Source organism: Pectobacterium betavasculorum, assembly GCF_000749845.1.
Lineage (GTDB): Bacteria > Pseudomonadota > Gammaproteobacteria > Enterobacterales > Enterobacteriaceae > Pectobacterium > Pectobacterium betavasculorum.
The window spans coordinates 354,560-381,124 of sequence record NZ_JQHM01000001.1 but is presented as its reverse complement, the minus strand read 5'-3'; the positions used below and the strand labels follow the sequence as shown (position 1 = coordinate 381,124).

At 52.8% G+C, this 26,565-nt stretch carries 22 protein-coding genes; 11 read left to right on the top strand and 11 right to left on the bottom strand.

The window, feature by feature from the left end:
* The first annotated feature begins 2 nt into the window (after positions 1–2).
* Positions 3–4,799, top strand: a complete 4,797-nt coding sequence (locus KP22_RS01695; RefSeq protein WP_052012451.1) for an ATP-dependent helicase — start codon at positions 3–5, stop codon at positions 4,797–4,799.
* 131 nt (positions 4,800–4,930) lie between these two features.
* Here KP22_RS01695 and KP22_RS22985 read toward each other — a convergent pair whose 3' ends face one another.
* Positions 4,931–5,230, bottom strand: a complete 300-nt coding sequence (locus tag KP22_RS22985; RefSeq protein ID WP_197061552.1) for an Lrp/AsnC family transcriptional regulator — start codon at positions 5,228–5,230, stop codon at positions 4,931–4,933.
* Positions 5,231–5,724: 494 nt separating this feature from the next.
* On the opposite strand from KP22_RS22985, the gene KP22_RS01690 reads away from it, so the two are divergent.
* Positions 5,725–7,335 (top strand): FAD-NAD(P)-binding protein, encoded by a 1,611-nt coding sequence (locus tag KP22_RS01690; RefSeq protein ID WP_039302371.1) that lies wholly within the window; start codon positions 5,725–5,727, stop codon positions 7,333–7,335.
* A gap of 108 nt (positions 7,336–7,443) precedes the next feature.
* Here the strand turns inward: KP22_RS01690 and KP22_RS01685 are convergent, their stop codons facing one another.
* On the bottom strand, positions 7,444–7,809 hold the full coding sequence (locus tag KP22_RS01685; RefSeq protein WP_039302369.1) for a hypothetical protein: 366 nt from the start codon (positions 7,807–7,809) through the stop codon (positions 7,444–7,446).
* 300 nt (positions 7,810–8,109) lie between these two features.
* Here KP22_RS01685 and KP22_RS01680 point away from each other — a divergent pair, with 300 nt between their 5' ends.
* The 3 genes from KP22_RS01680 (at position 8,110) to KP22_RS01665 (ending at position 11,897) form a co-directional block, all read left to right on the top strand.
* Positions 8,110–8,622 carry an MFS transporter gene (locus tag KP22_RS01680; RefSeq protein ID WP_081923378.1) on the top strand — a complete coding sequence of 171 codons (513 nt, stop codon included), beginning with the start codon at positions 8,110–8,112 and terminating at the stop codon, positions 8,620–8,622.
* The gene (locus KP22_RS01675) at positions 8,622–10,907 is read left to right on the top strand and encodes an ATP-binding cassette domain-containing protein (RefSeq protein ID WP_039322017.1); all 2,286 of its coding nucleotides are present in this window, start codon (positions 8,622–8,624) and stop codon (positions 10,905–10,907) included. The genes KP22_RS01680 and KP22_RS01675 overlap by 1 nt, the downstream gene beginning before the upstream one ends.
* 486 nt (positions 10,908–11,393) lie before the next feature.
* Positions 11,394–11,897, top strand: coding sequence for a MarR family winged helix-turn-helix transcriptional regulator (locus tag KP22_RS01665; RefSeq protein WP_244879995.1), 504 nt, complete (start codon positions 11,394–11,396; stop codon positions 11,895–11,897).
* 361 nt (positions 11,898–12,258) lie between these two features.
* Here the strand turns inward: KP22_RS01665 and KP22_RS22980 are convergent, their stop codons facing one another.
* Entirely contained in the window at positions 12,259–12,543 is a 285-nt protein-coding gene (locus KP22_RS22980; RefSeq protein ID WP_414625927.1) for a flavin reductase, read from the bottom strand.
* 493 nt (positions 12,544–13,036) lie between these two features.
* Between KP22_RS22980 and KP22_RS01660 the strand changes: the two genes are divergently transcribed.
* The 6 genes from KP22_RS01660 (at position 13,037) to KP22_RS01635 (ending at position 17,688) form a co-directional block, all read left to right on the top strand.
* Positions 13,037–13,369: a TehB family protein gene (locus KP22_RS01660; RefSeq protein WP_039302356.1), complete on the top strand. Its 333-nt coding sequence runs from the start codon at positions 13,037–13,039 to the stop codon at positions 13,367–13,369.
* Between the two features lie 8 nt (positions 13,370–13,377).
* Positions 13,378–13,716: a DUF1869 domain-containing protein gene (locus KP22_RS01655; protein ID WP_039302353.1), complete on the top strand. Its 339-nt coding sequence runs from the start codon at positions 13,378–13,380 to the stop codon at positions 13,714–13,716.
* Between the two features lie 21 nt (positions 13,717–13,737).
* Entirely contained in the window at positions 13,738–14,022 is a 285-nt protein-coding gene (locus KP22_RS01650) for a PRD domain-containing protein (protein WP_342342025.1), read from the top strand.
* 233 nt (positions 14,023–14,255) lie between these two features.
* The gene (locus tag KP22_RS01645; protein ID WP_039302347.1) at positions 14,256–15,305 is read left to right on the top strand and encodes a Fe(3+) ABC transporter substrate-binding protein; all 1,050 of its coding nucleotides are present in this window, start codon (positions 14,256–14,258) and stop codon (positions 15,303–15,305) included.
* A complete protein-coding gene (locus KP22_RS01640) occupies positions 15,289–16,986 on the top strand; it encodes an ABC transporter permease (protein WP_039322007.1) in 1,698 nt (565 codons plus the stop codon). The genes KP22_RS01645 and KP22_RS01640 overlap by 17 nt, the downstream gene beginning before the upstream one ends.
* A 21-nt stretch (positions 16,987–17,007) precedes the next feature.
* A complete protein-coding gene (locus KP22_RS01635; RefSeq protein WP_039322004.1) occupies positions 17,008–17,688 on the top strand; it encodes an ABC transporter ATP-binding protein in 681 nt (226 codons plus the stop codon).
* A 76-nt stretch (positions 17,689–17,764) separates the two neighbouring features.
* Here the strand turns inward: KP22_RS01635 and KP22_RS01630 are convergent, their stop codons facing one another.
* The 8 genes from KP22_RS01630 to KP22_RS01595 all read right to left on the bottom strand — a co-directional run bounded on the left by KP22_RS01630 (position 17,765) and on the right by KP22_RS01595 (position 26,508).
* On the bottom strand, positions 17,765–18,100 hold the full coding sequence (locus KP22_RS01630) for a hypothetical protein (protein ID WP_039302338.1): 336 nt from the start codon (positions 18,098–18,100) through the stop codon (positions 17,765–17,767).
* Positions 18,101–18,126: 26 nt separating this feature from the next.
* Positions 18,127–18,834 carry a zeta toxin family protein gene (locus KP22_RS01625; RefSeq protein ID WP_052012450.1) on the bottom strand — a complete coding sequence of 236 codons (708 nt, stop codon included), beginning with the start codon at positions 18,832–18,834 and terminating at the stop codon, positions 18,127–18,129.
* A gap of 181 nt (positions 18,835–19,015) precedes the next feature.
* Positions 19,016–19,846, bottom strand: coding sequence for a 5-deoxy-glucuronate isomerase (gene iolB / locus KP22_RS01620; protein WP_039322001.1), 831 nt, complete (start codon positions 19,844–19,846; stop codon positions 19,016–19,018).
* Positions 19,847–19,871: 25 nt separating this feature from the next.
* Positions 19,872–20,762, bottom strand: coding sequence for a myo-inosose-2 dehydratase (gene iolE, locus KP22_RS01615; protein ID WP_039321997.1), 891 nt, complete (start codon positions 20,760–20,762; stop codon positions 19,872–19,874).
* 35 nt (positions 20,763–20,797) lie between these two features.
* Positions 20,798–22,702 (bottom strand): bifunctional 5-dehydro-2-deoxygluconokinase/5-dehydro-2-deoxyphosphogluconate aldolase, encoded by a 1,905-nt coding sequence (locus tag KP22_RS01610; RefSeq protein WP_039321994.1) that lies wholly within the window; start codon positions 22,700–22,702, stop codon positions 20,798–20,800.
* A gap of 41 nt (positions 22,703–22,743) precedes the next feature.
* Complete coding sequence (locus KP22_RS01605; protein ID WP_039321993.1) at positions 22,744–23,877, bottom strand: Gfo/Idh/MocA family protein; 1,134 nt, start codon at positions 23,875–23,877, stop codon at positions 22,744–22,746.
* A gap of 39 nt (positions 23,878–23,916) precedes the next feature.
* Positions 23,917–24,948 carry an ABC transporter permease gene (locus KP22_RS01600; protein WP_039302326.1) on the bottom strand — a complete coding sequence of 344 codons (1,032 nt, stop codon included), beginning with the start codon at positions 24,946–24,948 and terminating at the stop codon, positions 23,917–23,919.
* A 12-nt stretch (positions 24,949–24,960) separates the two neighbouring features.
* Positions 24,961–26,508 carry a sugar ABC transporter ATP-binding protein gene (locus KP22_RS01595; protein ID WP_039321990.1) on the bottom strand — a complete coding sequence of 516 codons (1,548 nt, stop codon included), beginning with the start codon at positions 26,506–26,508 and terminating at the stop codon, positions 24,961–24,963.
* Positions 26,509–26,565: the final 57 nt, after the last annotated feature.

Here is a 26,565-nt window from a genome sequence, read left to right as displayed (position 1 = left end):
TCGTGACAACGAACTCCCAATCAAACGAATTTCTGTCGGGCGGACAGTTCACAGCAGCCACCCGGGACTGGTTTGTCTCCACGTTCGGTACGCCCACGGCTGTGCAGAATGCTGCGTGGACGGCAATCGGTGGAGGGCATCATTCACTGGTCATCGCCCCCACCGGTTCGGGCAAGACGCTGGCCGCGTTTATGCATGCCATCGATCGGCTGTTCAGTGAGCAGGCCAAGGCGTTCACTCCAGATACGAAGAACGCGCGGCCACGTGCAACGAAAACCCGAGTCCTCTACATCTCGCCTGTTAAGGCTCTGGGGGCGGATGTGCAGCGTAACCTGTCTTTACCGCTTCAGGGGATCATGCAGGAGCGTCAGCGACGGGGCGATACCAACGTGGGGCTAACGGTAGGCCTGCGTACCGGGGACACGACGACAGCTGAGCGTGCCCGTCTCGTGCGCAAGCCTCCCGACATTCTCATCACGACGCCGGAGTCTCTCTTCCTGATGTTGACCTCACGGGCAAGGGAAGCGCTGCGCGACGTCAGTACTATCATTATCGACGAAATTCACGCCGTAGCGGGAACCAAACGCGGATCGCATCTGGCGCTGAGCCTCGAGCGACTGGACGCACTGCTGGAAACACCTGCGCAGCGCATCGGGTTATCCGCCACCGTGCGCCCCGTCGAACGGGTAGCTGAGTTCCTGGGAGGCGAGCGCCCTGTCACCGTCGTGGCGCCGCCATCAATGCGCCACCTTGACGTGCGCATCGTGCTCCCGGTTGAAGACATGTCGAACATCCCGGAACAAGAACCCGGCGAAAATGCGGGCAATGGCCGACCCGGCTCTATCTGGCCGCACGTGGAGGCCAGTATTCTGGACCAGGTACTTTCACGCCGCTCCACTATCGTTTTCGCCAATTCCCGTGGCGTGGCAGAGCGGCTGACCGCGCGCCTCAATGAGACCTATGCAGCAAGACTGGCAGGCACCGGGCAGACTGCATCCACCGGGGAGGATCGCCCACCCACACAGTACGAATCGTCGGCAGGCAGCACCCAGGCGCGCGCCGATGGCGTTGCCGCTGTAATCGCCCGATCACACCACGGCTCGGTGTCCAAGGAGCATCGTGCTGAGATCGAACAGGCACTCAAATCCGGTGAGTTACGCTGTGTGGTCGCCACCTCAAGCCTGGAACTGGGCATTGACATGGGCCTGGTCGACCTGGTAATTCAGGTATCTGCACCCCCGTCTGTCGCCAGCGCTCTGCAACGTGTTGGGCGCGCCGGACACCAGGTTGGGGGCATTTCAACCGGACTCGTCTATCCTCGTACGCGACGCGAGGTGATCGACTCTGCCGTTATCGTCGACGCGATGCTGAGCGGCCGTATCGAGGCCATCGCCCCACCGCGCAATCCACTGGATGTGTTAGCACAGCAGACGGTCGCCGCCGTTGCGATGGAGCCGCTTGATGTCGACGCCTGGTATGCTACCGTGCGCCGCGCCGCGCCCTATCTCACATTACCCCGTACGGCGTTCGATGCCACGCTGGATATGCTGGCGGGACGCTATCCCTCCGATGATTTTTCCGGGTTTCGGCCACGGCTGGTCTGGGACCGGGAAACCAGTCAGCTGTCGGCACGTCCGGGCGCACAACAGTTGGCGGTCACCAGCGGTGGTACCATCCCCGACCGCGGCATGTTCAGCGTCGTTCTCCCCGAAGGTGAAGAACGTGCTGGCTCACGCCGCGTAGGTGAGCTCGACGAAGAAATGGTCTACGAGTCGCGCGTCAACGATGTGATCACGCTGGGGGCGACCTCCTGGCGCATCCAGGAAATCACCCGTGACCAGGTGGTCGTCATCCCGGCTCCGGGTCGTTCCGCCCGCCTGCCATTCTGGCGTGGAGACGGCATCGGCCGTCCTGCCGAGTTGGGAGAGGCCATCGGTGCTTTCCTCCGCCAGCTCGAACTGGACACCTCCGGAGCCGATGGCACTCCCCTTCCCGAGCCGGGCACGCAAACCCAACTGGAGACCATCGGCCTGGATGGGAACGCCATCGGCAACATGCTGGCACTCGTGTCCGAGCAGCGTGCCGCCACGGGCGTGCTGCCCACCGATCGCACGCTAATCATCGAGCGATGCCATGACGAACTCGGTGACTGGCGCCTGATCCTGCATTCGCCTTACGGGCGTCGGGTTCATGAACCCTGGGCGCTGGCCATTGCCCAGCGCATCCGCGAGCGCTGGAAAATTGATCCGGCCGTCGTGTCCAGTGACGATGGCATCGTGGCGCGCCTCCCGGATACGGGCCGGGTGCCCGGTGCGGAGCTGTTCCTCTTCGATCCAGACAAGCTGCGACGCACTGTCAACGTTGCGGTCGGGGGCTCAGCACTGTTTGCCGCCCGCTTTCGTGAGTGTGCCGCGCGTGCGCTGCTGCTTTCACGCAGAACACCCGGCAGGCGCTCTCCGCTATGGCAGCAGCGGCTTCGTGCCGGTCAGTTACTGGAGATCGCCCAGGGTTATCCTGAATTCCCGATACTGATCGAAACCGCGCGCGAGTGCCTGCAAGACGTATACGACCTTGATGCACTTGATAAAGTCATGGGGCGACTGAATGCTGGTACGGTAAAGCTGGTTGAAGTCACCACAGAGGTACCCTCTCCTTTCGCCACTGACCTGTTGTTTGGCTATGTCGCACAGTTCATGTACGAGACGGACGTACCGATGGCCGAACGACGTGCATCGATGCTTGCCCTTGACAGTGCCTTGCTGGGAGAACTTCTGGGGCAGGTCGAACTGAGTGAGTTGCTCGATCCCTTGGTGATGGATCAGCTTGATCAGGAGTTACAGCGGCTTGCGGCTGGCTACAGAGCGAAAGACAAGGAGGGCGTAGCCGATCTGCTGCGCGAACTCGGGCCGCTTTGCACGCAGGAGGTTGCCGCGCGCCTGGACAATGAGGCCGACGACGCAGCAACTTTCCTCAGCAGCCTTGAGGCAGAACGACGTGTCATCCGTATCAGGATTGGTGAACGGGAGCACTGGGCCAGTATCGAGGATGCCGGACGGTTGCATGATGCGCTGGGCGTGGCCCTTCCTGACGGGCTACCGGCGGCATTTCTGGAGACAACGGTCGAGCCCCTGCGCGGCCTGCTCGCACGATTCGCCCGCACTCGCGGGCCCTTTACCACGGGTGACGCGGCCTCGGCCTTCGGCCTGGGAACATCGGTGGCCGAGGCTGCGCTGCAGCAGATTGTCGAACAGGGTAAACTGCTGTCCGGCCACTTCGGAATAAACCACAGCGCGAAATCCCCCTCTCTGGTCAGCAGGGATGCCAGACCGCTCGCGCAGCATGAATGGGTGAGCGACGAGGTATTCCGGCGTTTGCGTATCCGGTCATTACAGGCCGCACGCGAGGCCACCCGGCCGGTACCCCGCCAAGCCTACACCCGCCTTCTTCTCGAACGGCAAGGGTTAGTGACTGATGCATCACAAAGTGCAGTGGTGAAGGGCTGGAACCCGGCACGTGGTGCGCTGGAAGGCCAGGAAGGCGTGCTGCAAATCATCGAGCAACTGGCGGGGCTGCCGTTGCCTGCGTCGGTCTGGGAACGGCAGATCCTGCCCGCACGCGTACGCGACTACACACCTGACATGCTCGACAGACTCCTCTCCAGCGGTACGGTAGTATGGTCAGGCCACGGCAGTCTCGGCAACGACGACGGTTTGGTGGCTTTACACCTTCAGGAGTTTGCCCCTGAAACCCTGTCCATGGCGGCACACGCCTCTGACGCACCAGATATGTCGCCTCTACAGCATGCGATCCTCGAATTGCTCGCCGACGGGGGCGCATACTTTGTACGCCAGTTGGTTGCGCAGGTACAGATCAAGTTGGCCCGGGAGTATCCCGATCGGCACGACTTCCCCGACATGTTGTCCGATAATTTACACGCTGCACTGTGGGATCTCGTCTGGGCGGGTTGTATCACGAATGACACATGGACGCCGTTACGCGCACTTGCCCAGGTAGCCCAGCCCTCCCGGTCCCGGGCATTATCTTCGCGCAGAAGGCGGAGTCTGCGCGGGTTCCCGTCGGTTGGGGTTTCTAGCGAGTTTCATTCGGGGCTCACGGCACTCAATGCGGCGACTCTGGCGGGCCGGTGGTCGCTGATACGCACAGACCCCCTTCCCGATACAGTGCAGGCTCTCGCATGGACCGAAGGTCTCCTTGAGCGTTATGCCGTGGTGACGCGCAATGTCACCGTGTATGAAAACGTCCCTGGCGGGTTTTCGGCATTGCAGCCCGTATTCAGAGGCATGGAGGACACCGGGCGAGTGATTCGCGGTCGTTTTGTTCTCGGACTTGGGGCAGCCCAGTTCGCCGAGCGCACAACCGTAGACCGCCTGCGCGAACTGGCCGAACAAACGCCTTCGGTACCCACTCCTGTCGCTCTCAGTGCTGTGGATCCAGGTAATCCTTTCGGAACTATTCTTCCCTGGCCTTCTCATGCCTCTCTGATGCGACCGGCCCGAAGAGCAGGTGCCTTAGTCGTTATCGATGGCGGCCATCTCGTGCTCTACCTGCCGCAAGGTGGCCGCCAGTTGTTCACCTATATCGACCCGGATGACGCAGCACAAACGGAGGTCATTGCCGCAGCACTGACAGCGCTGTCCACTGCACTTTCGCGCGACAAACGTAATCGGTTCACACTCGAGCTGGTCAACGGTGTGCCGGTCCGCATGAGCAAACTGGCTCCGGCTTTGAAGGTCATTGGCTTCTCAAACGCACCTAAAGGTTTGTACTGGGGGAACTGAATATTGGCTCGCAATATTGTTAAGTAGCAATCTCAGCCCCCCTGGCACGGGGCCTGAGATGTTCAAGACAAGCAATGGATCATTGAGCAGAGGCCTGGACCTGTCGCCAGTTTTAGTTGACGATTTCAGCTCTAATTCGAGAGTAAAGAGACAGGCCCCCTTTCAAGATGGGGAGTCAAGACAATATAACTGCGCGTTCCAGTAAAACCGTCAATTGAATGAATTACCTCCAGCAGGGCTTCAAGCGACTGAGTATTCTGGGTTCTGACTTTTAGCAGCATGGCGCTATCACCTGCTACGGTGTGAATTTCCTCTACATCGGGAAGCGACTTTAAAGAGAGTATTGAGCGTGTAACAGCCCAACTCGACGTATCGACATGGATGAAAGCCAGCAACGGGCGTCCGATTTTGTTGCTGTCCAGCCTGGCCACTGCCCCCGTAATTACCCCTTCATTCTTAAGCCGTTTGACCCGTTCTGTACCGCCGGTGCAGAAAGGTGCAGTTGACGTCCAAGCTCCGTATAGCTTAGTGAGGCGTCTTCAGCCACCCCAGGGTTAGTAACGCCCGCTTCTGCTTGTTAACCTCAGCCAGCTCAAAAACAGCCTAAAGATGGACGTTTCCATGACCTCCCTTTGTCACTTAAATTTGAGTTTCGTACGATCGAGTATCGGATGCCAGATACCCGCGTACGACAAATTTTCCCAACTGAGATATTTCTTTGAAATGCCCTTGGCATCACTCTTCAGGTCACAATGTGTTCGTCTTCGTGATAGCCGACCCGCCGGTGATGAACTAAAGTTTCTTTACAGTACACCCTATCAACCTACCGTAGCTTCCTCATCGTAGGTCACCGGTTTTGAGCCTTTAGTTAGCTCAGACATATTTTAACGAAACAGTCATTTATAATAAGTGTCGGGTGAAGTTAATGAAGAAAATAGCCATCATTGGCTCAGGACCAACAGGGGTCTACACCTTTTTCTCCCTTCTGAAAAACAGGACGCTGGCAGCCATAACCGTCTTTGAACAGGGAAGTGAAGCCGGCGTCGGCATGCCTTATTGCAGTGACAACAACTCAACAATGATGCTCGCAAACATTGCAAGTATCGAAATCCCACCGTTGTTCGACACCTATATTGACTGGCTCCGCCGTCAGAGCAAAACCCACCTTTCGCGCTATGGCGTGGACATCGATTCACTGCATATCCGGCAATTTCTGCCCCGCATTCTGCTGGGAGAGTATTTCCGCGATCAGTTTCTGCAACTGGTGACCGAAGCGCGCAGATGCGGTTTTAAGGTGGAGGTACATGAATCCTGTAAGGTCACCGATATCAACCCCATGCCGGAAGGGGTTCTGCTGCAAATCGGCGGAAGACTACTCCCGGAATACTTCGACCTGGCGGTTATCGCTACCGGACACGTGTGGCCGGATGAAAATGCTGCTACACGCACTTATTTTCCCAGTCCATGGACTGGCCTGATGGAGGCAAAAATACCGCCGTGTCGCCTCGGCGTCCTCGGTACTTCCCTGAGCGGTATCGATGCCACTATGGCCGTCGTGGCGCAACATGGCGAATTTATTGAAAAGGAAAACCAGCCTCTTCAGTTCCGGCTATTCCCCAACAGCGAAACACTTCACGTCACACTGATGTCCCGATCCGGAATATTGCCAGAGGCAGATTTTTTCTGCCCGATACCTTATGAACCCTTGCGTGTGGCGACGGATGTTGCGATCGAATACGAAATTAATGCTGGTTCTGACGGACTACTTGATCGTGTTTTTAGTCTGATTTCGAAAGAAATTACCCTTGCAGATCCAGTATGGAGCGCGCAGATAAGTCTACGTACTATGAATGTGGAAGATTTCAGCAAGGCATGGTTTGCCGGTCGGCACGCTAACGATCCATTCCGTTGGGCAGAAGCTAATCTTCAGGAAGTCGAACGTAACAAGCGCGATCGCCGCACGATACCCTGGCGCTATACCATTTTACGTCTGCACGAGCCAGTACAGGAAATCGTTCAGCACCTTACCGAGCAGGATCGAGTCAGGTTCGGTGACACTCTTGTCAAAGTTTTTGTAGACAACTATGCGGCAATTCCGTCGCAGTCTATACGCCGCCTGCTGGCTTTGCGTGAAGCTGGTCTGGTCAGTATCATGGCTCTGGGCTCCGATTACAGAACAGAGATGAAAGGCAACCTCACATCAGTCATCGTCGACAATGAAGTCAATAATTTCGACGTTTTCATCGATGCCCGTGGGCAGACGGCGCTTAAAACGAAAGATCTCCCGTTTCCGACACTCCGGAAACTACTTGAAGCTGCTGGTGATGATATTCCAGACGTGGGGGATGACTACACTTTACGAGATCCTGCTGAGGCGCGCGGACGGATCGCTTTTGGTGCACTGCCCTATCTGATGCATGACCAACCCTTTATTCAGGGGTTGACCGCCTGCGCCGAAATTGGTGCAGCCATGGCGAAAGCATTTATACGCCCGGCGATCCGGACGCGCAGACGCCTGCCTTTTGTGGAGGGGTGAATTATCATTGCATGACAGAAAATACGAATAGGCATCATAAACGACCGCTTCTCACACGAAGCGTGTCAGCCTGGAAGGCTTTAAGGTCTGCTATGATCAGGAGTAGCATTAGTTAGGGCATAAACCACTGGGCTTTTTTAATGGCCCACATTGATCAAAGCCATAAACCTTATAACCTTTACTTTTCATGCAGGCGATAATCCTGTCATTTCTGTCAGCACTTTCTTTAAATGTTTCATTTCCTCGATGTACATTTAACCCCCAGTGTTTATCGTCAAGGTTATCTCTCCTATCAACACCACAACTGTAGAGAGCCTCCTTTCGTTCACGGATGTTCGTCTGCCCCGTCGAATCAATTTTTTGAAAGACCTGTATCCAGGGAACATAGCGATAATTAGACGAATCCATATCCGCCACCACACAACCGGTTAAATTAAGAATCCCTGCCAATAAAACAACCGTTCGAAAGCGCATAGTCATCCTTACCCACAAGCCATGATGTAAAAGTTATGTTGATTTTATTACACTAATTTTAATTCAGAGGCAGGTCAATACGGTTTGAAACTCTCAATCACTACGGGGTTTTTCGTCTGGATACCAACCGAGAAGGATATGTTGCGCTATACATTTACAGGCTACTAATTTCAAAAAATAAATTACTTTTTCAAATCCCCTCGCTAGAAACAGCAATAAAAAGCACAATTGATTTCCAATTGGAAATCAATTCATACAAGTGATATAGTCAAATCATGTTGAAAAATATCAAAAATTATCATGACAGAATCTTCGAATAAATTACTGGACCTCGCCCCCGCTTTATCATCCTCATGTCAAAAATATAAAGAGAGATTAACGCCAAGGCTAATTATCATATTGGGTATGTTGAGCGCAATCGCAGCGCTTTCTACCGATATGTATCTCCCCTTATTTCCCGTAATGACCAACGCATTGCAAACCACACAAACGGGTGTGCAGCTAAGTCTAACCGCGTTCATGGCAGGGATATCTATAGGGCAGTTACTTATCGGACCCTGGTCGGACAATATTGGCAGACGATCGTTATTAATCGGTGGTATGGCTTTGTTAACCTTGGCATCCATCGTTTGTGCGTTATCTCCCAGCATTGAGATTTTCATTAGTGCGCGATTTTTTCAAGGCGCTGGCGCCGCACCACTCTCTAGCGCGGGCGATGCTTTTTCACTGTTGCCAATGGCCACGATAATCGCCGGGTACAACGTTGCCAGCCTGTTATCCCTCATCGCCATGAATACTAAAAGGAGGTTGTAATGTCGACAAAAAATACGGACATGATGGAAATAATCGGTGCCCGACAAAATAATCTCAAAAATATCAGTCTGTCTATTCCGAAAAACGCAATAACCGTCTTTACAGGAGTGTCTGGATCAGGAAAAAGCTCGTTGGTTTTCGGCACTATCGCTGCCGAATCACAACGACAGTTAAACGATACGTTTCCAGCATTTATTCGCCATCGCCTGCCACATTATGGCCAGCCGGATGTCGATGAAATATACAACCTCTCTCCTGCTATTATCATCAATCAAAAACCCATCGGCGGTAATGCCCGCTCAACGGTCGGTACGGCTTCCGATATTTATACATTGCTACGTTTGTTGTTTTCTCGCGCCGGTACGCCCTTTGTCGGGTATTCAAATATATTTTCGTTTAATCATCCATCGGGCATGTGTCCACGGTGTGAAGGCATTGGGCTCGCAAACCACATCGACATTAATAAATTAATTGATGAGTCGCGCTCGCTAAATGAAGGCGCCATTCGTTATTCAACCTTTATGCCAGGAACATGGCGTTGGAAACGCTACGTCTGCTCCGGTCTGTTCGATAATGATAAAAAAATTGCCGACTTCAGTGCAGAAGAAAAAACATTACTTCTGTATGGCGAAAACATTACGCCGGAAAAACCCTTTTCCGGATGGCCAAAGACAGCAAAATTTGAAGGCGTGATTCCGCGTTTTACCCGAAGTTATCTGAATAAAGAGCGCAATGGCGAACGGGAGGACGAGTTGAAGGGGATAGTTACTTTACAGCAATGTCCTGCTTGCCAGGGTATAAGGCTCAATAAGACCATACTGTCATGTAAAATCGCCAATTACTCCATTGGTGATTGTGTTTCCATACCCATTTCCGATTTAAATATTTTTATCGAACAGCTAACCATTCCAACCGTAGCGCCAGTGCTTGATAAAATAAAGCAACGGCTCGCAGCCATGTGCTCAATCGGATTGGGGTATTTGGATTTGAATCGCACCACAACAACACTGTCAGGCGGAGAGTCTCAGCGTTTAAAAATGGTTAGACATCTTGGCAGCAGTTTAAACGGTATGACCTATATCATTGATGAACCCAGTACTGGCTTACATCCAGCAGATGTATCACGTTTAAATACGCTGATCGTCCAACTGTGTAATAAAGGAAATACTATTCTGCTGGTAGAACACGATTCAGACATGATTGAAATCGCCGATCATATTGTCGAACTTGGCCCGGAAGCGAGTGAACAAGGCGGCCAAATCATTTATCAAGGCGATCTACAAGGATTACGTTTATCCACCACGCCAACCGGAAAATATCTGGAACAAACACAAGCATCCAAAAATAATCCACGCTGCCCTTCTGACTATATCCGTATTCATGATGCCTCCTTGCATAACTTACAGCATATTTCAGTCGATATTCCTTTGGGCGTCATGGCGGTAGTGACTGGTGTTGCTGGTTCGGGTAAAAGTTCGCTCATCATGGGTGTCATGGCGCCGCGTTGCCCCAATGCGGTGATCATTGACCAGAAACCCATACATACGTCTTCACGTTCACATATAGCCTCGTGGTCGGGTGCTTTCGATATTATTCGTGAGCGATTTGCGCAAAAAAACGGGGTAAGTACGTCCTGGTTCAGTGCGAACGCCAAGGGTGCATGTCCTGAATGCAAAGGGCTAGGTGAAATTAAAACCGATCTGGCCTTCATGGATACCCTCAGCCTACCCTGCGAGGCCTATCAGGGGTTACGCTATAACCCCCACGCTCTGCGCTATTTACTTCATGGCAAGAACATTGCCGAGACGCTTGCCATGTCTGTGGATGAAGCATTGCATTCATTTCATCACGATACACAACTGGCACCTATCTTTAAGCGCCTTCACGATGTCGGGCTGGGCTATTTGCGACTAGGCGAACCCTTAACTCACTTATCCGGTGGAGAACAACAGAGGCTTAAACTGGGGACGTATTTGGGACAACGAGGTGACGTGTATATTTTTGATGAGCCAACGACAGGTTTACACCCCTCCGATGTTATGGTGCTGACAGCTTTCTTTGAACGACTTGTAGACGAAGGTAATTCCGTTATTATCATCGAACATAATATCGCGTTAATAAGCCAGGCCGATTGGGTTATTGACATTGGTCCCGGCGCAGGCAAAGAAGGAGGAAACGTGCTCTTTTCTGGGCCGCTGCCTTCCCTGTTATCTTCCCGTGAATCCCTAACCGCAACGTGCTTGCGCCATTATATTGGGAAAAATGATGGTCGGAGCAGCCAGTGACCTACTGGCAATGACCGCATGCATATCCAGCCATTATACTGTGTATTGCTCCGGTAGAGGTTGTCTGGCGAGCCGGCTAAATATTTCGACTCGCCGAGTCGTCATTCCTTATGGCTATTGCACGTGCACAACATCGGGTATTTCCCGCTTGAGGCCTTCCATGCAATGATGAAACAGCCACTCGTAAATCGGAAATGCATTTTGCGTCAGAAATGATTCATTATGAAACTGAATCGATGACACGCCCTCGCCATACAGTGCGATCACTCCATTCGTGTTCAAACGTTCAAGCTCAATGTGTCTTTGGTAATGCTCCGTATACCACTCAGAACTCTCATGTATTGCTGAAAAGCTGTTGTAGAAACCCACTTTATGGTTCTGGTCGTCGAATGTGATCGTATACTGACTCCCCTGCCTCCAAAACGGCATAGGATGGCTTACCTTGCTGCCTTATACTGTCGCAAGATCAATATGAGAGAAATGATAATGACGACGAAGCCAGAAAATGGCCGGGACAGCGGTGAAATGAAGGAAAACCGAGCTGAAGACACTTCTCTTGTCTCCCCTCTCGAAATGGCGCTAAGCAAGTTACAGTGCGTGCTGGTTGCACGCCGTGCCGTTATGAATCCCGATGGGATAACCTGGCCGCAGTACGACACACTCGATCTTCTGCGCCAGCAGAAGAATCTGACACCCAGCATACTTGGCGAAAAACTGGGTTTCGCACGCCCCAAAATGTCAAAAATATTGCGTTCTCTGAAAGATGCAGGACTTATTGAGCAAGTCTCAGGCCTAAGCGATAAGCGTGAAATGATCACCCGATTGAGTACAAAGGGGGAAAAATTTTTAACCTATGCTGAAGCCAGCCGGCATAATATGGCTATGCTGGTAGAGTCTTGCTTGTCAAAAGGTGAAGCCGCAATATTCACGGAGCTAAGCAATAAAATAGCCGATATGCTTTACCACTCCATGCCGAAACAAAGTGAATAACGCCTTATAACGATGGAAGGACATACAGTAGCAGCACTTGAGGCAACCGTTGTTCATCGATGAAATAGGTAACTCTGCACGACAAAATGAGAGCAGGAAAAAATTTAACCTGCTAAAGGCTGGCCAGTGTAGGAATACGGGATGTTTCCCATTTAATCCAGACCAGCCTACACAGGCCAGTAATTAAGATAAGCAACCTATATTTCAGTCTGCTTTTTTGAGAATCGCCAGTGATCCGAATCTCCGGCTAAAGATATTAATAACCGTATTTAAAATTAAATCCTAAGGCATCACCCGTCGTATCGTATTCGCGGAAGTTGTATATCAAAGGCTTCCATTTTGACGAATCGATAACATCATTTTATCCTAATAGTTCGCTGTCCACCCAGACATTGGCAATATCTAGTTCGACAAGAATAAAGCGACCTTTGTCTGTGACGCTAACAGTCTTACATTCTGCCGGGATGGGACATTCAATAATCCGAGGCGGCGTAATATCTGTAGAGGCTTCAGTATGAAGACCCACTTTGGAGAGTTTATCGTGGCATACCTGAACGCCCCATTTTACCTGCCCTTCAGATAACGTATCGCTTCCGGTCAATTTACCGAGTTCCTCAACCTTCTCCCAAAGTTTGTAATCAGGAATATTGATGATGATATAGATGCAACATTAATACCCCCCGTTACTACTATCCGTCGTGGTAACAAGAAAAACAGGGAATCCATAATAAAAAGAACTGAGTTTTACATTCTTTTTTATTTGAGTTAAGGCCTCATAATAGATTAGCGTTATATATTCCCATTTTTACTCTTTTTATTTCCACTTAACAATAACCACAATTGAGTACCGGTGACGTTACTTTTCCAACTACGCTCCCCAATAAGTAGACCCTTAATAAATAACTTAATGTAATTATTCCTTAATGTTAGTTTTTTCATCAACTCACATGATGAAAGCATCAATCGAAATAAGGAACATTGCTCCTCAGTAATACAACCTTTTCACGAAGAATTTCGGTATTGTAAAAATTAACTGGCAAAAAATAATTCACAAGCACAGAAAGAGGTATATGATATGCATCATATGGTTTTTCCCTTTCCGACCCGTAATGTGGTTGGGTAAAACATGAGGTTTAAACATGGAACGAATTGTCATACCAGCGAATTATGTTCACACTCGTACCACACCGTTTTGGACAAAGGAGACTGCACCAGCGTCTATCTGGCGACGCCATTTGGACGCAGGAACGCGACAAGGTGTTTATCCGCGTTTGTGCGTGATGCAAGGAACGATTCGTTATTATGGCTATACCGATGAGGCAAGTCCTGAGCCCGTCGAAACACTGACCATTGAAGCCGGACAGTTTGGCGTATTCCCGCCAGAGAAATGGCACAGAATTGAAGCGCTATCCGATGATACATTATTCAACGTAGATTTTTATGTCGATCCAAAAATTCTGATAGAAGGTTGAGGTAAAAAATGACCACTGAAAATAAAGGATATTCATTAACCCTGTTGAACTGCGACAATAATGAAAAAGCAGAGAAAGTTTATCTTAAACCGATGGCTTTTTATGTACCCGATTTCGCTGCTGGCGCGGTTGATGAATTAGTCAACAATCTGTCTTTAGCCTGCGATAATAACAGCGGTTTTTTGCTTACGGTAACCAATAATAACAATGGCGTATCCGTTGATAAGAATTTCTCCGCGCTTATAGAATTAAAAGACAAGTCGATTTCCGCTGAATCGGTGAAAGAACTGGTTAATATCGTACGTGGATACGATGCGGATGAAGAAACTAACGTCTGCGGCTGGTAAACGACACAGAGTCATCATGACCTGATAGATATAATAAACAAGAATATCGATGTCAACGCCGTCGATTATCTTCGTTTTGTCACCTATCTGCGTTATTTCTCCGAGCGAGTGATTGCGCGAAAAATCACGCCGGGGCATACAGACGATTTCTATCAGGAATTGCTGAAACACTATCCTGAGGCGATGGCCATTTCCAGGGCCATCCGAGATTACGTTCAGGAAAAATACCAAATGGCCTTACCGAAAGACGAGCTCACCTGGCTGACGATTCATATCAGCAGGCTGGCCGCGAGCCAGACCCCGTAGTCATCGCTTTACTCAAGACAGCAAATCATCACTGTTTTTATCAATATGCCCACAAGTAAAACACTGATTTCTCCTGATGCACGTGTAGGTTGACCCTCATCACGATAGTGAACAAACTGCATTAATGAGATTGCAAACAAGAGTGATTATCATATATTGTTTTAGTCACCTGCCGAAAATGTCTCCTTTTTTATTAATTTACGCATCATATTCACTCTGGAGAAGATAATAACATGTCAAAAACGCTGTCTGTTCTGCGCAAAAAAGCGCGCCTGCTCACGCTGGCATCATCGCTGATGGTGGCCTATGCATTGCCAGCAGTCGCCGCAGATGATTCTCTGACTCTTTACACCACGCGCGAGCCAGGGCTAATTCAGCCGCTGCTTGATGCATTCACCAAAGAGACGTCTGTCAAAGTGAACACCGTGTTCATCAAGGATGGCATGCTGGAGCGAGTGAAGGCAGAAGGCCAAAACTCACCGGCCGATCTGTTGATGACCGTTGATGCCGGTAACCTGATCGATCTCGTAGAAGCGGGTGTCACCCAGCCCGTTCAGTCCAGCACGTTAACCGATGTCATCCCAGCCGCGCTGCGCGATAAAGACAATCAGTGGTTTGGCCTGTCGATGCGTTCCCGCGTGCTCTATGCGGAAAAATCACTGCCGCTGACCGGTATTACTTACGAAAATCTGGCTGATCCGAAATGGAAAGGCAAAGTATGTATCCGTGCGGGTCAACACCCTTACAATACCGCGCTGGTTGCCGCGATGATCGCACACCACGGCGAAGCTAAAACCGAAACCTGGCTGCGTGGAGTGAAAGATAATCTGGCACGTAAAGCCACTGGCGGTGACCGTGACGTCGCACGCGATATCCTCGGCGGTATCTGTGATGTGGGTCTGGCGAACTCTTATTACGTCGGCCACATGAAGAACGCCAAAGAAGGTACCGATGCCCGTAAATGGGGCGATGCCATCAAGGTGGTTCAGCCTACCTTTGAAAACGGCGGCACGCACGTCAATATCACCGGTGCAGCCGTTGCACGCCATGCTCCACATAAAGATCAAGCCGTGAAGCTGATGGAATATCTGGTTTCTGCCCCCGCTCAGCAGCTCTACGCACAGGCGAACTATGAATATCCAGTTCGCAAAGGCGTTACGCTGGATTCCACCATTGGCAATGCGATTGGTGAAGTGAATGTGGATAGCATTCCGCTGACTGACATCGTTAAATTCCGTAAACAAGCTAGTCAGTTGGTAGATAAAGTTGGATTCGATCAATAAGACCGGTTCGTCAACCCTGCGCGGCGCCTTCGGGCGGCCGCGCCTCTTTTTTTCTCCTCTTCGCATCGCCGCCGTCATCATTGCGCTTGGCGTACTGGCTCCGCTGATTTCCCTGCTTTGGCTAGCGGCTGGCGCGGGCGTCGGCCATTGGGATCACCTGATGCGCTACGTGCTGCCCGATGCTGCGCTAAACACGCTGATTCTGCTGGTCGGCGTCGGCACATTAGTCATGGTGATTGGTGCGGGCTGCGCTTGGCTAGTGACCGCATTTGATTTCCCCGGCAGACAGCTCGTTAGCTGGGCGCTGCTGCTACCGCTGGCGATGCCAACTTATATTGTCGCGTTTGCCTGGCTCGATCTGCTGCACCCTATCGGCCCGATTCAGGAAGCGATCCGCAGTATTCTTGGCTACGACAGCCCGCGTCAGTTCCGCCTGCCGGATCTGCGCTCCATGACAGGTGCCATTCTGCTGCTCGGGCTGGTGCTCTATCCGTACGTTTATCTGACCATGCGAGCCATGTTTATCAGCCAACCCGCACACCTGCTGGAAGCCGCTCGCACGTTGGGTTTGAGTGCGACAGGCACCTTTCTGCACGTTGCCCTGCCGATGGCGCGCCCTGCGCTAGCCGTCGGCACCAGTCTGGCCTTGCTGGAAACGCTGAATGATATTGGCGCGTCCGAATTTCTAGGGGTGAATACGCTGACCGTGACGGTCTACACCACCTGGGTCACTCGTTCGGATTTACCCGCTGCGGCACAGATTGCCTGCACGATGCTAACGGTAGTCATCCTGCTGTTAACGCTGGAATATTATGGCCGGAAAAACCAGCGCTACGGCACTAGCCGACAAATGCGTGGCATCATGCCCACGCCGTTAAAAGGCGTGCGCGCCTGCCTGGCGACCTGCATAACCACGCTACCGATACTGCTCGGCTTCATCGCCCCTGCCCTCTTTCTCGCATGGGAAAGCGCCAAACGGCTGGGTGATAGCGTGACGATCTCCGCAGGCCTGATACAGTCGTTACAAAACTCGCTGCTGCTGGCCGTTGGTGTCACGCTGGTGGTTACCGTCGTCAGCCTGATTATTGCGTGGTATGCCCGTCATTCAGCCATTACCGACCGAACGCCAGAGCGACGCCGCGCCATACTAAGAATCGCCTCATTAGGTTACGCCGTTCCTGGTACGGTACTCGCCATCGGCCTGCTGACGCCCGGTATGGCAACGGATAATTTTCTCGCCGAGCTAATCGGCTATAAGGGATTACCGCTGCTTTCCGCCGGTATCCTGCTGGTAGTCTGCTGTGCTGTTCGCTTTATGGCGATTGCGATAGGCGCGCTTGATGCCGGGCTGACGCGTATTCCGCCCGTGATGGAACAGGCGTCGCGTCTACTGGGTGAAAGCGAGCTGGTCACGTTTTTCCGCGTGCATCTTCCCCTGCTGCGCCCGGCGCTGGTAACCAGTGCGCTGCTGGTGTTTGCCGACGCGATGAAGGAACTTCCTGCGACACTGCTGCTGCGCCCCGTTAATTTTGAGACGCTGGCGACCGTCCTCTATGCCGAAGCGGCCAGAGGCACCTATGAAGAAGGCGCAATTGCCGCACTACTGATTGTGATAGCTGGCACGCTTCCCGTTGTGCTGCTGGCACGCAGCCAGTTAAAAACATCGGTTGAGAAAGAATGAAAATCATGAGGAAGAGTCAAGGTGTCTGAGGCTACACTCGTTCTGAATAATATCCACGTCGCCTACGGGCACAAGCATAATTTTCATCATGTGCTGAACGGTTTTTCCATGCAGGTTGTCGCGGGTGAGTTGGCCTGTTTGCTCGGTGCATCCGGATGCGGCAAAACCACAGCGTTGCGCGCCATTGCCGGTTTCGAGCACGTGACTCAGGGAACCATTCACGTCGGCGGGCGCTGCGTGGCGGGCCCAGACAAGCATCTGCCGCCAGAAGAGCGCAACGTCGGGATGGTGTTTCAGGACTACGCACTGTTTCCCCATCTGACTGCCGCGCAGAACATTGCCTTTGGACTGCGAAAACAGCCGAAAGATCTTCAGCAATCGCGCGTCCGAGCCATGCTTGAATTGGTCGATCTCACCGCATTAGGGCAGCGCTATCCACATGAGATGTCCGGCGGTCAACAGCAGCGTATTGCGCTCGCACGCGCATTAGCGCCTCAACCCGCCGTGCTACTACTCGATGAACCGCTATCCAGCCTCGACCCCGACAGCCGTAAACGACTCGGGCAGGAAGTCCGCGACATCTTACGCGACGCCGGACAAACCGCGCTTTTAGTCACGCACAGCGAACAAGAAGCAGAACTGATGGCCAGCCACATTGGCTATTTGAAAGAAGGCGCGTTGCAATGGCGGGAACGACGCTAACAGCAGAGTAATCTATAAAGAAAATGGTAATGCGGTTCAATGAATTGAAATCGGCTTCTGATGTGAAGCCGATTTATTACTTACTTTTGAATCTGGAAGCGAATACCGGTTTATTCCGTCGACGCCTTGTTTCACTATCCCTGTGCATTCCTGAATTTTCCACCAAAACAATATGTTCAACTAAGGCAATCTCATCAGTTTTAGCTGCAACGACAAGTTTTTTTCTCAGCGGATCGATGGAGAGACTCGTTTTCTTTGCATTAGCGGAAAGTAATGCAGGGAGCATATCATTCATAGAACGCTCGAAAGCAACCATGTCAGCATCTGCGGCATCAGGGGAAATGTCTTCACCATAGAGATCGGCAAGAGAAAACGCATTTCTCTCCCGTATGGTTTCGGATTTTGATGACATAATCGCTCCTTAAATATGGATATTTATTATACAGCGATGACATTAAGGTGAGCAAGTTTTGTATAAGGGCAACGATGTGAGTTCAAAAACTCGGTTTCTGTTTTAATGTTTCTGATACGAGTAACATTAAATTGATTTGATTGCGTAAAGTCTTTTTCACGGTAATACACCGTCACCTGAACCTTTCCGCTAAATCGTTTATCTTTCAATATTTTCTTGATCGTTGAGCGACAGTTCATGAAGTTACTCTTTAGCACACTCAACGGAACCTTACGCCTTCTCTGCTTAGCATATGCCCAAGCAAGCGGAGGATCCAAATAAACATAATCGATAGCCGTTAAATAACCACGACCTAAAGCCAGAGAGAGATTAAACTCGGCATTTTTAAAGCTTGCAAAATTTGAGTCCATGATGATGTCTAAGCCATCAGCGATTGCTTTCGTGTAGATATATTCAACAAGGCTCGATGCCGCCCGCTGAAAGAGCGGCGCATTGGTTTCTTCGTAATAAGGCAGCAACCGACGAAACTCATCAGCATCTATCACCAAAATATTAGAAAAAACGCGGAGCCTTTGGTTAATCAACTCAGACTTGCCAGCACCGGGAGAGCCTGCCGTAAAAAATACTGCAGGGGTCACCGATTTCATCAGGCCAGCAGTTATCGCGTTATAAACAATATCCTTTATCGCCTCAGCAACAGCCTCCGCCAATGCAGAAATTTTTATGTCATCCATGAATCCCTTACCCGTCATTCCTTATGATGCTTGCGAGGCAATATAACGAGTAGCCCAATAGAAACAGTAGGCTTAAATGAGAAAATGCACAGACCAAACGTAAAACTGGCATACTCCCCGCAAAACAGAGAGGCGCTATGCCAGATACTTTCACTATTACCTTGCGGCAATACAATTATTTCTATTCCTTCCTATGCTTATCCGCATACTCGGGACTGTTGACCCACTGGTGATCCGCTTCCCACGTGAAGCGCCACTGGCGCGTCGGGCCAGCCATCACATTCAGATAATAGCTGTCATAACCCGCAATCGTGGCGACTGGATGGTAGCCGCGTGGCACCTGCACCACATCCCTGTCGTATACCGCCATGCATTCATCTAATGAACGGTCATCGGTATAGACACGTTGCAGGCAGAACCCCCGCTCTGGATTCAACCGATGATAGTAGGTTTCTTCCAGATAGGTTTCCTGCGGCGGATTATCGACGTCATGCTTATGGCTGGGATAGGAGCTGGTACAACCTTCATCGGTGTACACTTCAACCACCAATAGGCTATCCGCCGCTTTATCCTCCGGCAAAATGTTATGCACGTAGCGCTTATTATTGCCGACGCCACGCTGCTCCGCGTCAATATCCTGCGGAGCGATCAGCCGAGTCGGATGCGTGCCGACCCCCGGTGCGGTGCAAACCGCCAGCTCCAGCGCGGTGTGTGCCGTTACCGTAATCGTTTCGCCAACGGTGACATAAACCGCATAGGGCTTTCTGCGCTCGAACGGGCTCATTCTGTCGCCAATCTTCTCGAAGGATTCGCTCAGTGTGGTGACCGTCGCTTTGCCACTGACCAGCACCAGACAGCGTTCATTATCACTGGCAGGCAGCGATAGCACCTGCTCCGGTGCCAGTTGGTAAACATCGAACCCCACATATCGCCAGCCCGCCGTCTCCGGCGTGATGTGTTGCGTACACCCGTGTTCATCAGGCGCACGATGACGTGATAAGAGTCGGGACATCTTGTTACCTCCATATCACCACAAATCAGATCAGTTCCGCCTGCATGGCGAAGCGTTGCAAGTTATTGTAGCCTAGCGTCGCATAGGTTAGCGGATGCGCGACGGCCGGATCCTGTTCCGCTTCGACAACCAGCCATCCGCTGTAGTTATTGGCTTTCAGGGTGTTAAACACCGCCGGATAATCAACGCAGCCATCGCCCGGCACGGTAAAGACGCCGCTTAGCACCGCGTCCAGAAAGCTGGTTTTACGGTTTTTAACGTCTTTCAGCACGTCTGGGCGGATATCTTTGCAGTGAACGTGGTTGATGCGATTAATCCAGCGTTTCGCCACCGCTACCGGATCGGCCCCCGCGAACGTCAGGTGACCCGTATCCAGCAGCAGCCCCACTTCCGGCCCGGTGTGTTCCATCAAATTATCCACGTCCTGCGCGCTTTCAATCACCGTACCCATATGGTGGTGGTAAGCAATCTGCACGCCTTGACTTTGCGTGTAACGCGCAAATTCGGTCAGTTTTTTGCCATATTCCGGCCAGCGCTCTTCGGGGAAACGCGGACGCAGATGAACCGGTTTCTGCTGATCGCCGTGAATCGCGCCCGTCACTTCCGCAAACACCAGCACTGCCGCGCCGAGATCGCGCAACAGCGCCAGATGCCCCTGCACCGCGTCGATTTCTTCTTCAACCGAGCGGGTCAATAACTCGCCGGAATACCAGCCGGAGACTAAACGCAGATCGTGTGCTTGTAGGATCGGCCCCAGCACGCTGGCCTGACGTGGGAACTTGTTGCCTAATTCAAAACCGACGAATCCCGCCTGCCGCCCTTCGCTCAAACAGGTTTCCAGCGGCGTGTCCGCACCCAGAGAAGGCAGATCGTCATTTGTCCAGGTGAGTGGATTTATACCAAGTTGAACCGTCATGTTATTTTCCCTTTATTCGATCACATAGAAACGGGTTAACCGCGCTGACGCCATACGGCAATCAGTTGCAGGTAGTTATGTTTAACTTGCTCAATCAATTCGGCGTCATCGATCTCATTACGCAGCCACTTTTGCGCTGGCTGGGCAAACAGGGTGCGCCCGACGGCAAACCCTTTCACGATCGGGAAATTGACGGCAGCGCTAAAGCCTTGTTGCAGCGTTTCCAGCGGCGCATCCAGCCCAAGGATGACCACGCCGCGACAGTAAGGATCGCGCTCGGCCAGCAGCGGCGTGAGTTGTTCCCAGCCTTCGGCGGACAGCGGTGGCAGTTTCCACCAATCTGGCCGCACGCCAAGGTTGTAGAAGCGCTGAATAGCGCGCAGATAAAGCGCATCGCTGTGCGTCATCCCCGCGGGCAGAATGACTTCGAGCAACAGCTCATGGCCGGATTGACGGCAGGCCTGATAGACCTCCATCACCTTCATTTCCTGCTCGCGCCGCAGCATGTGGGCATCTTCCGGGTGGAAGAACACCAGACATTTCACCACGTGCTCTAGCGGCCAGCTCACCAACTGTGAACCGATGTTGCCGCGCTCCATGATTAACGGGCGCGACCCCGGTAGCTCAATCGGTCGGCCAATCCACCAGCCTTTTCCGGTAATATCATTCAGCGCATCCTGTCCGAACGTGCCGTCACACAGCAGACCCGCTTTGCCCTCCAGCCCTGCCTGCTGCGCCGCATCATAGCTGGCACGCAGAATCAGCTTCTTCAGCGCCGGAATACGGCTGATTTCCGTGCCGCAGTTCAGCGCCATGTCTTCCAGTTGGCTGCGGTGATCGAACGCAATCACGCACAGTTCATGCCACTGTTTACGGCGTGTCGTAACGCGATGTAGATGGTTAAGCTCTTCGTCCAGATCGGGACGTGGCACGCTCGCCGCTCGCGCTAAATAGTTATCCAGTTCAATCTTGCTTGGCATCGCTGGCGCACAGCCGTGACGTGATACCACCAGCGCACCACAGGCATTGGCGTAAGCACAGGCTTTCTCCCAGCCTTCACCGTTAAGATAGCCTCGTAGCAGGCCGGACATGAACGCATCGCCCGCGCCCAGCACGTTGAGAACATCCACGCGCACGCCTTTGATCGTAATGCCTTTATCCAAATGGTCGGGAATGGCATCGCTAAACACCGAACAGCCCAGCGCTCCACGTTTGCACACCAGCTCTGCCTGCGTGTGCTGCCGTACCGTGCGCAGCGCTTGCAAGGTATCCGTGCTGCCGCCAGCAATGTGGAATTCCTCCTCGGTGCCGACAATCACGTCGAACAGCGACAGCACCTGCTGCAACTGCGCCGTGACCGCCTGCGCTTCAACAAAACGGGTTTCGCCATCGCCCAGCGACGTCAGCCCCCACAGTACCGGACGGTAGTCAATATCCAGCGCCGTTTTCACCCCGTTGCGTCGTGCATATTGCAGCGCCGTCAGCACCGCTGCACGCGTGTTGGGGTGAGAGAGATGCGTGCCGGTAATCGCCAGACAGCGTGACGATGCAATGTAATCTTCGGTGAAATCCTCCGACGAAATCGCCATATCGGCGCAGTTTTCGCGGTAGAAAATCAGCGGAAAGGTATCGCGATCTTTAATGCCCAACAGCACCAGCGCCGTCAGGCGTTCCTTATCGGTAATCAAATGGCTGGTGTCACAGCCGACCTGATTCAGCTCTTCACGCAGGAAACGCCCCATATGCTCATCGCCCACCCGCGCCAGCATGGAAGAACGCAGCCCCTGTCGCGCCGTACCGTAAGCCACGTTGCCGGACGACCCACCCAGATACTTGGCAAAACTGCCCATATCTTCCAGACGCGCGCCGATTTGCTGCCCGTACAAATCGACAGCAACGCGCCCCATGCAAATCACATCAAACGTCTTTTCCTTACTCATAGCGGCAAACCCTGTAAAAAAGTCGCGTAAAAAAGCCTTAATCAGCCCACCTCGTCCACGTTCACCCAGCGCGCCGTTTCGTGTGACTGCACTATCGCATCCAGAACTCGCGATACTTTCCAGCCCTCTTCGAAATCCGGCCATAGGGGTACGTCAGCCGCAATGCCGTCGATCAGATCGCGCACTTCCACTGTTTTCTGATCGTTAAATCCAATACCGTGTCCGGCGCTGGCACAGAAGGCCGCATAATCAGGGTGTTGTGGCCCGGTCAGCAGCGTTTTAAATCCCTGCCGATTTTCCGGTTCGTCATGCCGATACAGTTTCAGCTCAGCCATGCGTTCCTGCGTGAAACTCAGCGTGCCTTTGGTGCCTGTCACCACGTAGGTCAGACCCATTTTTCGGCCGCAGGCGATACGCGAGGTTTCAATCACACCCCGTGCGCCGCTGGCAAACCGCACCAGGGCATGCGCCTGATCTTCATTCTCCACCTGTACCCATTCGCTACTGCCCGATGCAGCCGGACGCTGCGCAATTACCGTTTGCAGATCGCCGCAGACGCTGGCGATATCGCCAACCAAATACTGCGCCATGTTGACGATGTGCGCCGCCAGATCGCCTAATGCCCCCAGCCCTGCCGTTTCTTTAAAGCAGTGCCAGTCTGCGGGTTTGTTCGGATCGGCCAGATAATCCTCATTGTGCGTACCGTAAAAATGCACCACCTCGCCAATTTCTCCGCTGGCGATGATCTCTTTGGCCAACTGTGAGGTCGGGTTCTTCATGTAGTTGAAGCCCACCAGCGTTTTCACACCTGCTCGCTGCGCAGCATCAACCATTTCTCTGGCATCACGCGCGTTCAGCGCCAACGGTTTTTCTGAGTAAACATGCTTGCCGTGCTGGATGGCTGCCATCGCCATCGTCTTATGCAGAAAGTTCGGCGCACAGATATCCACCACATCAATGTCGGGATCCGCCACCAGTTCACGCCAATCCCCGGTTGAGCGCTGAAAACCGAACTCCTGCGCCCGTTTGGCCGCCAGTTCCGGCGACACTTCCGCCAGCATGGCTTTCACCAGATTCCCTTTCAGCGGGAAGACCGTCGGTGCCTGCGCGTAGGCGATGGCATGCGCACGCCCGATATAGCCCGTGCCGATTAACCCAATACGTACATCCTTCATATCCACCTCAGTGCAAAAAAGATTCGGTACAGGCGCGGATCAGATAGCGCCGCGACGGCTCTTGGCATAGGTGTCGAACGCCACAGCCAGCACGATAATCAACCCGGTGATAATCTGCTGGTAGTAGGCCGATACGTTCATCAACACCAGTCCGTTAATCAGAATGCCCATGATGATCGAGCCGATAATCGTGCCGCTGATCCGGCCATAGCCGCCCATCAGCGAGGTGCCGCCAATCACCACCGAGGCGATGACGCGAAGTTCGAAGGTGATCCCCGCGACCGCTTCTGCGCTGCCGAGACGGGCGCTGAGAATAAAGCCCGCCAGCCCGGCCAGGCAGCCAATCACCACATAGACACTGACCAGTACACGTTGCACATTCACACCAGCCAGTCGCGCCGCTTCGGTGTTGCCGCCAATGGCGTACACAAAGCGTCCCCAGCGGGTTTTATGCAGCGCCAGATAGCCGAGTAAGGCGACTAGCGCGAAGATCCAGATCGGCACCGAAATACCGAGGATCTCTCCCCGTCCCCACCAGCGATAGCCTGGATCAAAGCCCGCAATCGGCGCACCGTCGTTCATCACCAGCGTTAATCCGCGCCAGATGGTCATCCCACCCAGCGTGACGATGAACGGCGGCAGACGCAGTTTGGTCACCCCTAAACCATGCAAGAAACCAATAAAGGTGCCCATTGCCAGACAGACGCCCAACGCGACCAACCAGCTCAGGCCGAACCAGGCATCGGGATCGACGGTGGTGAAGTTGTCGCCTTTAATCACCGATGCGGCGGTGATCGCACATACCGCCAGAATTGAGCCGACGGACAGGTCGATCCCGGCAGTCAAAATGACGAACGTCATCCCTACGGCCATGATGCCGTAGATGGACACTTCGGTAAGGATGTTGGTGATGTTGCGTTCGGACAGAAAGTTGCTGTTCTGCGACTGAAAGAAAATCAGCAGCAAAATCATGAAAATAAACACGCCAAAGCGTTCAAAAAAGCCAATGGGGTCAAAACGTCCACGCGTGTTGGGCGGCGTAATCGTCTTAGAAAGCGGCTGCTGGGACATGCGTCACCTCCGTTATGCTGCGTGTAATGCGTCGTGGCAAATAGCCATCATCGTCATCAGTTTTTCTTCTGTGGCATCATCGCCATGAATTTCCCCGCTGATTCGCCCTTCGCTGAGCGTGATGATGCGGTCAGAAATCGCCATGATTTCCGGTAAATCGGAGGAAATCACAATCACGGCGACGCCCCGTTTAGCCATATCGAACAGCACCTGATGCACTTCAGATTTGGTTCCTACATCAATGCCGCGCGTGGGCTCATCCACGATCAATACCTTGGGATTCAGCGCCATACAGCGGGCAAGAATCACTTTTTGCTGGTTACCGCCCGACAGCTTGCGCACTTCCTGTTCGCTGTTCACCATCTTGATATGCAGCGCCTGCTGGTAGGCGTCGATCAGATCGTCTTCCTTACGGGTGTTCACAAACCAGCGCCAGCGCATGAGTGATGAGAGGTTGGAAAGTGAGATGTTTTCCCTGATCGATAACCCCAGCACCGCGCCCTCTTTCTTTCGGTCTTCCGGCACCAGCGCGATGCCCTGCGACAGCGCATGCAGTGGCGTGGACGGATGATAAGGCGCGTCATCCAGCACAAACTCACCGGTAGAGAACCCATCGGCACCAAACAGGCAGCGTGCGATTTCCGTGCGCCCTGCGCCGACCAGCCCGGCAATACCGAGCACTTCGCCCGCATGCACCTGAAAGCTAATGTCTTTTAGCGCGATACCGTGCGCATCCAGCGGCGGTTTTTCCCGGCTTAAGCCCTTAACCGCCAGACGTACCGGCTTATCCTGATGGTGCGTTTCTGAAGGTGGACGCCGATTAAACACCACGTCACGCCCCACCATCAGACGAATAATTTCCTGCACGTTGGTGCTGGCGACATCCCCAGAACCGGTGTAGCGCCCATCCTGAAATACGGTAAATCGGTCACATAGCTGGAAGACTTCATGCAGCCGATGCGTCACATACACCACGCTCACACCGCGCCCTTTTAGCTCGCGTACTACGCGGTGCAAGCTGTCGACTTCGCTATCGCTCAGCGCCGCCGATGGCTCATCCATCACAATCAGTTTGGCGTTCAGCGTCAGTGCTCTGGCGATTTCAACCATCTGCTGCTGCGCCACGCTCAAACGCGCCACCTGCGTCGTCGGCGCAATGTTCAGTTTCAGGTAATCCAGTACCGCTTTCGCCTCGCGGTTGACCGCCAGTGCGTCTACAAATAATCCACTGCGCTGTGGCTCACGCCCCAGGAACATATTTTCCGCGACGCTCATGTTCGGCAGAAGATTAAACTCTTGATAAATAGTGATAATTCCCTGCTTCTGTCGTTCAACTGGCGATTCAAGCGGTAACAGTTGCTGGCCGCCAAACCAGATATCGCCGCTAGTCTGCGGCTGCGCCCCTGCCAGCGCCTTTAACAGCGTCGATTTACCCGCGCCGTTTTCTCCCAATAGCGCATGAATTTCTCCCCGCTGTACGGTCAGCTGTACATTGCTCAACGCCCAGACGCCAGAGAAGCTCTTTGCCAGATTGGTGATGTTCAGTAGGGGTTCCGTCATGCGTACCTTCCTCCCGCGAGGCCGCGCGGTCGCGGCCTGCTGAATACCCTTTATGAT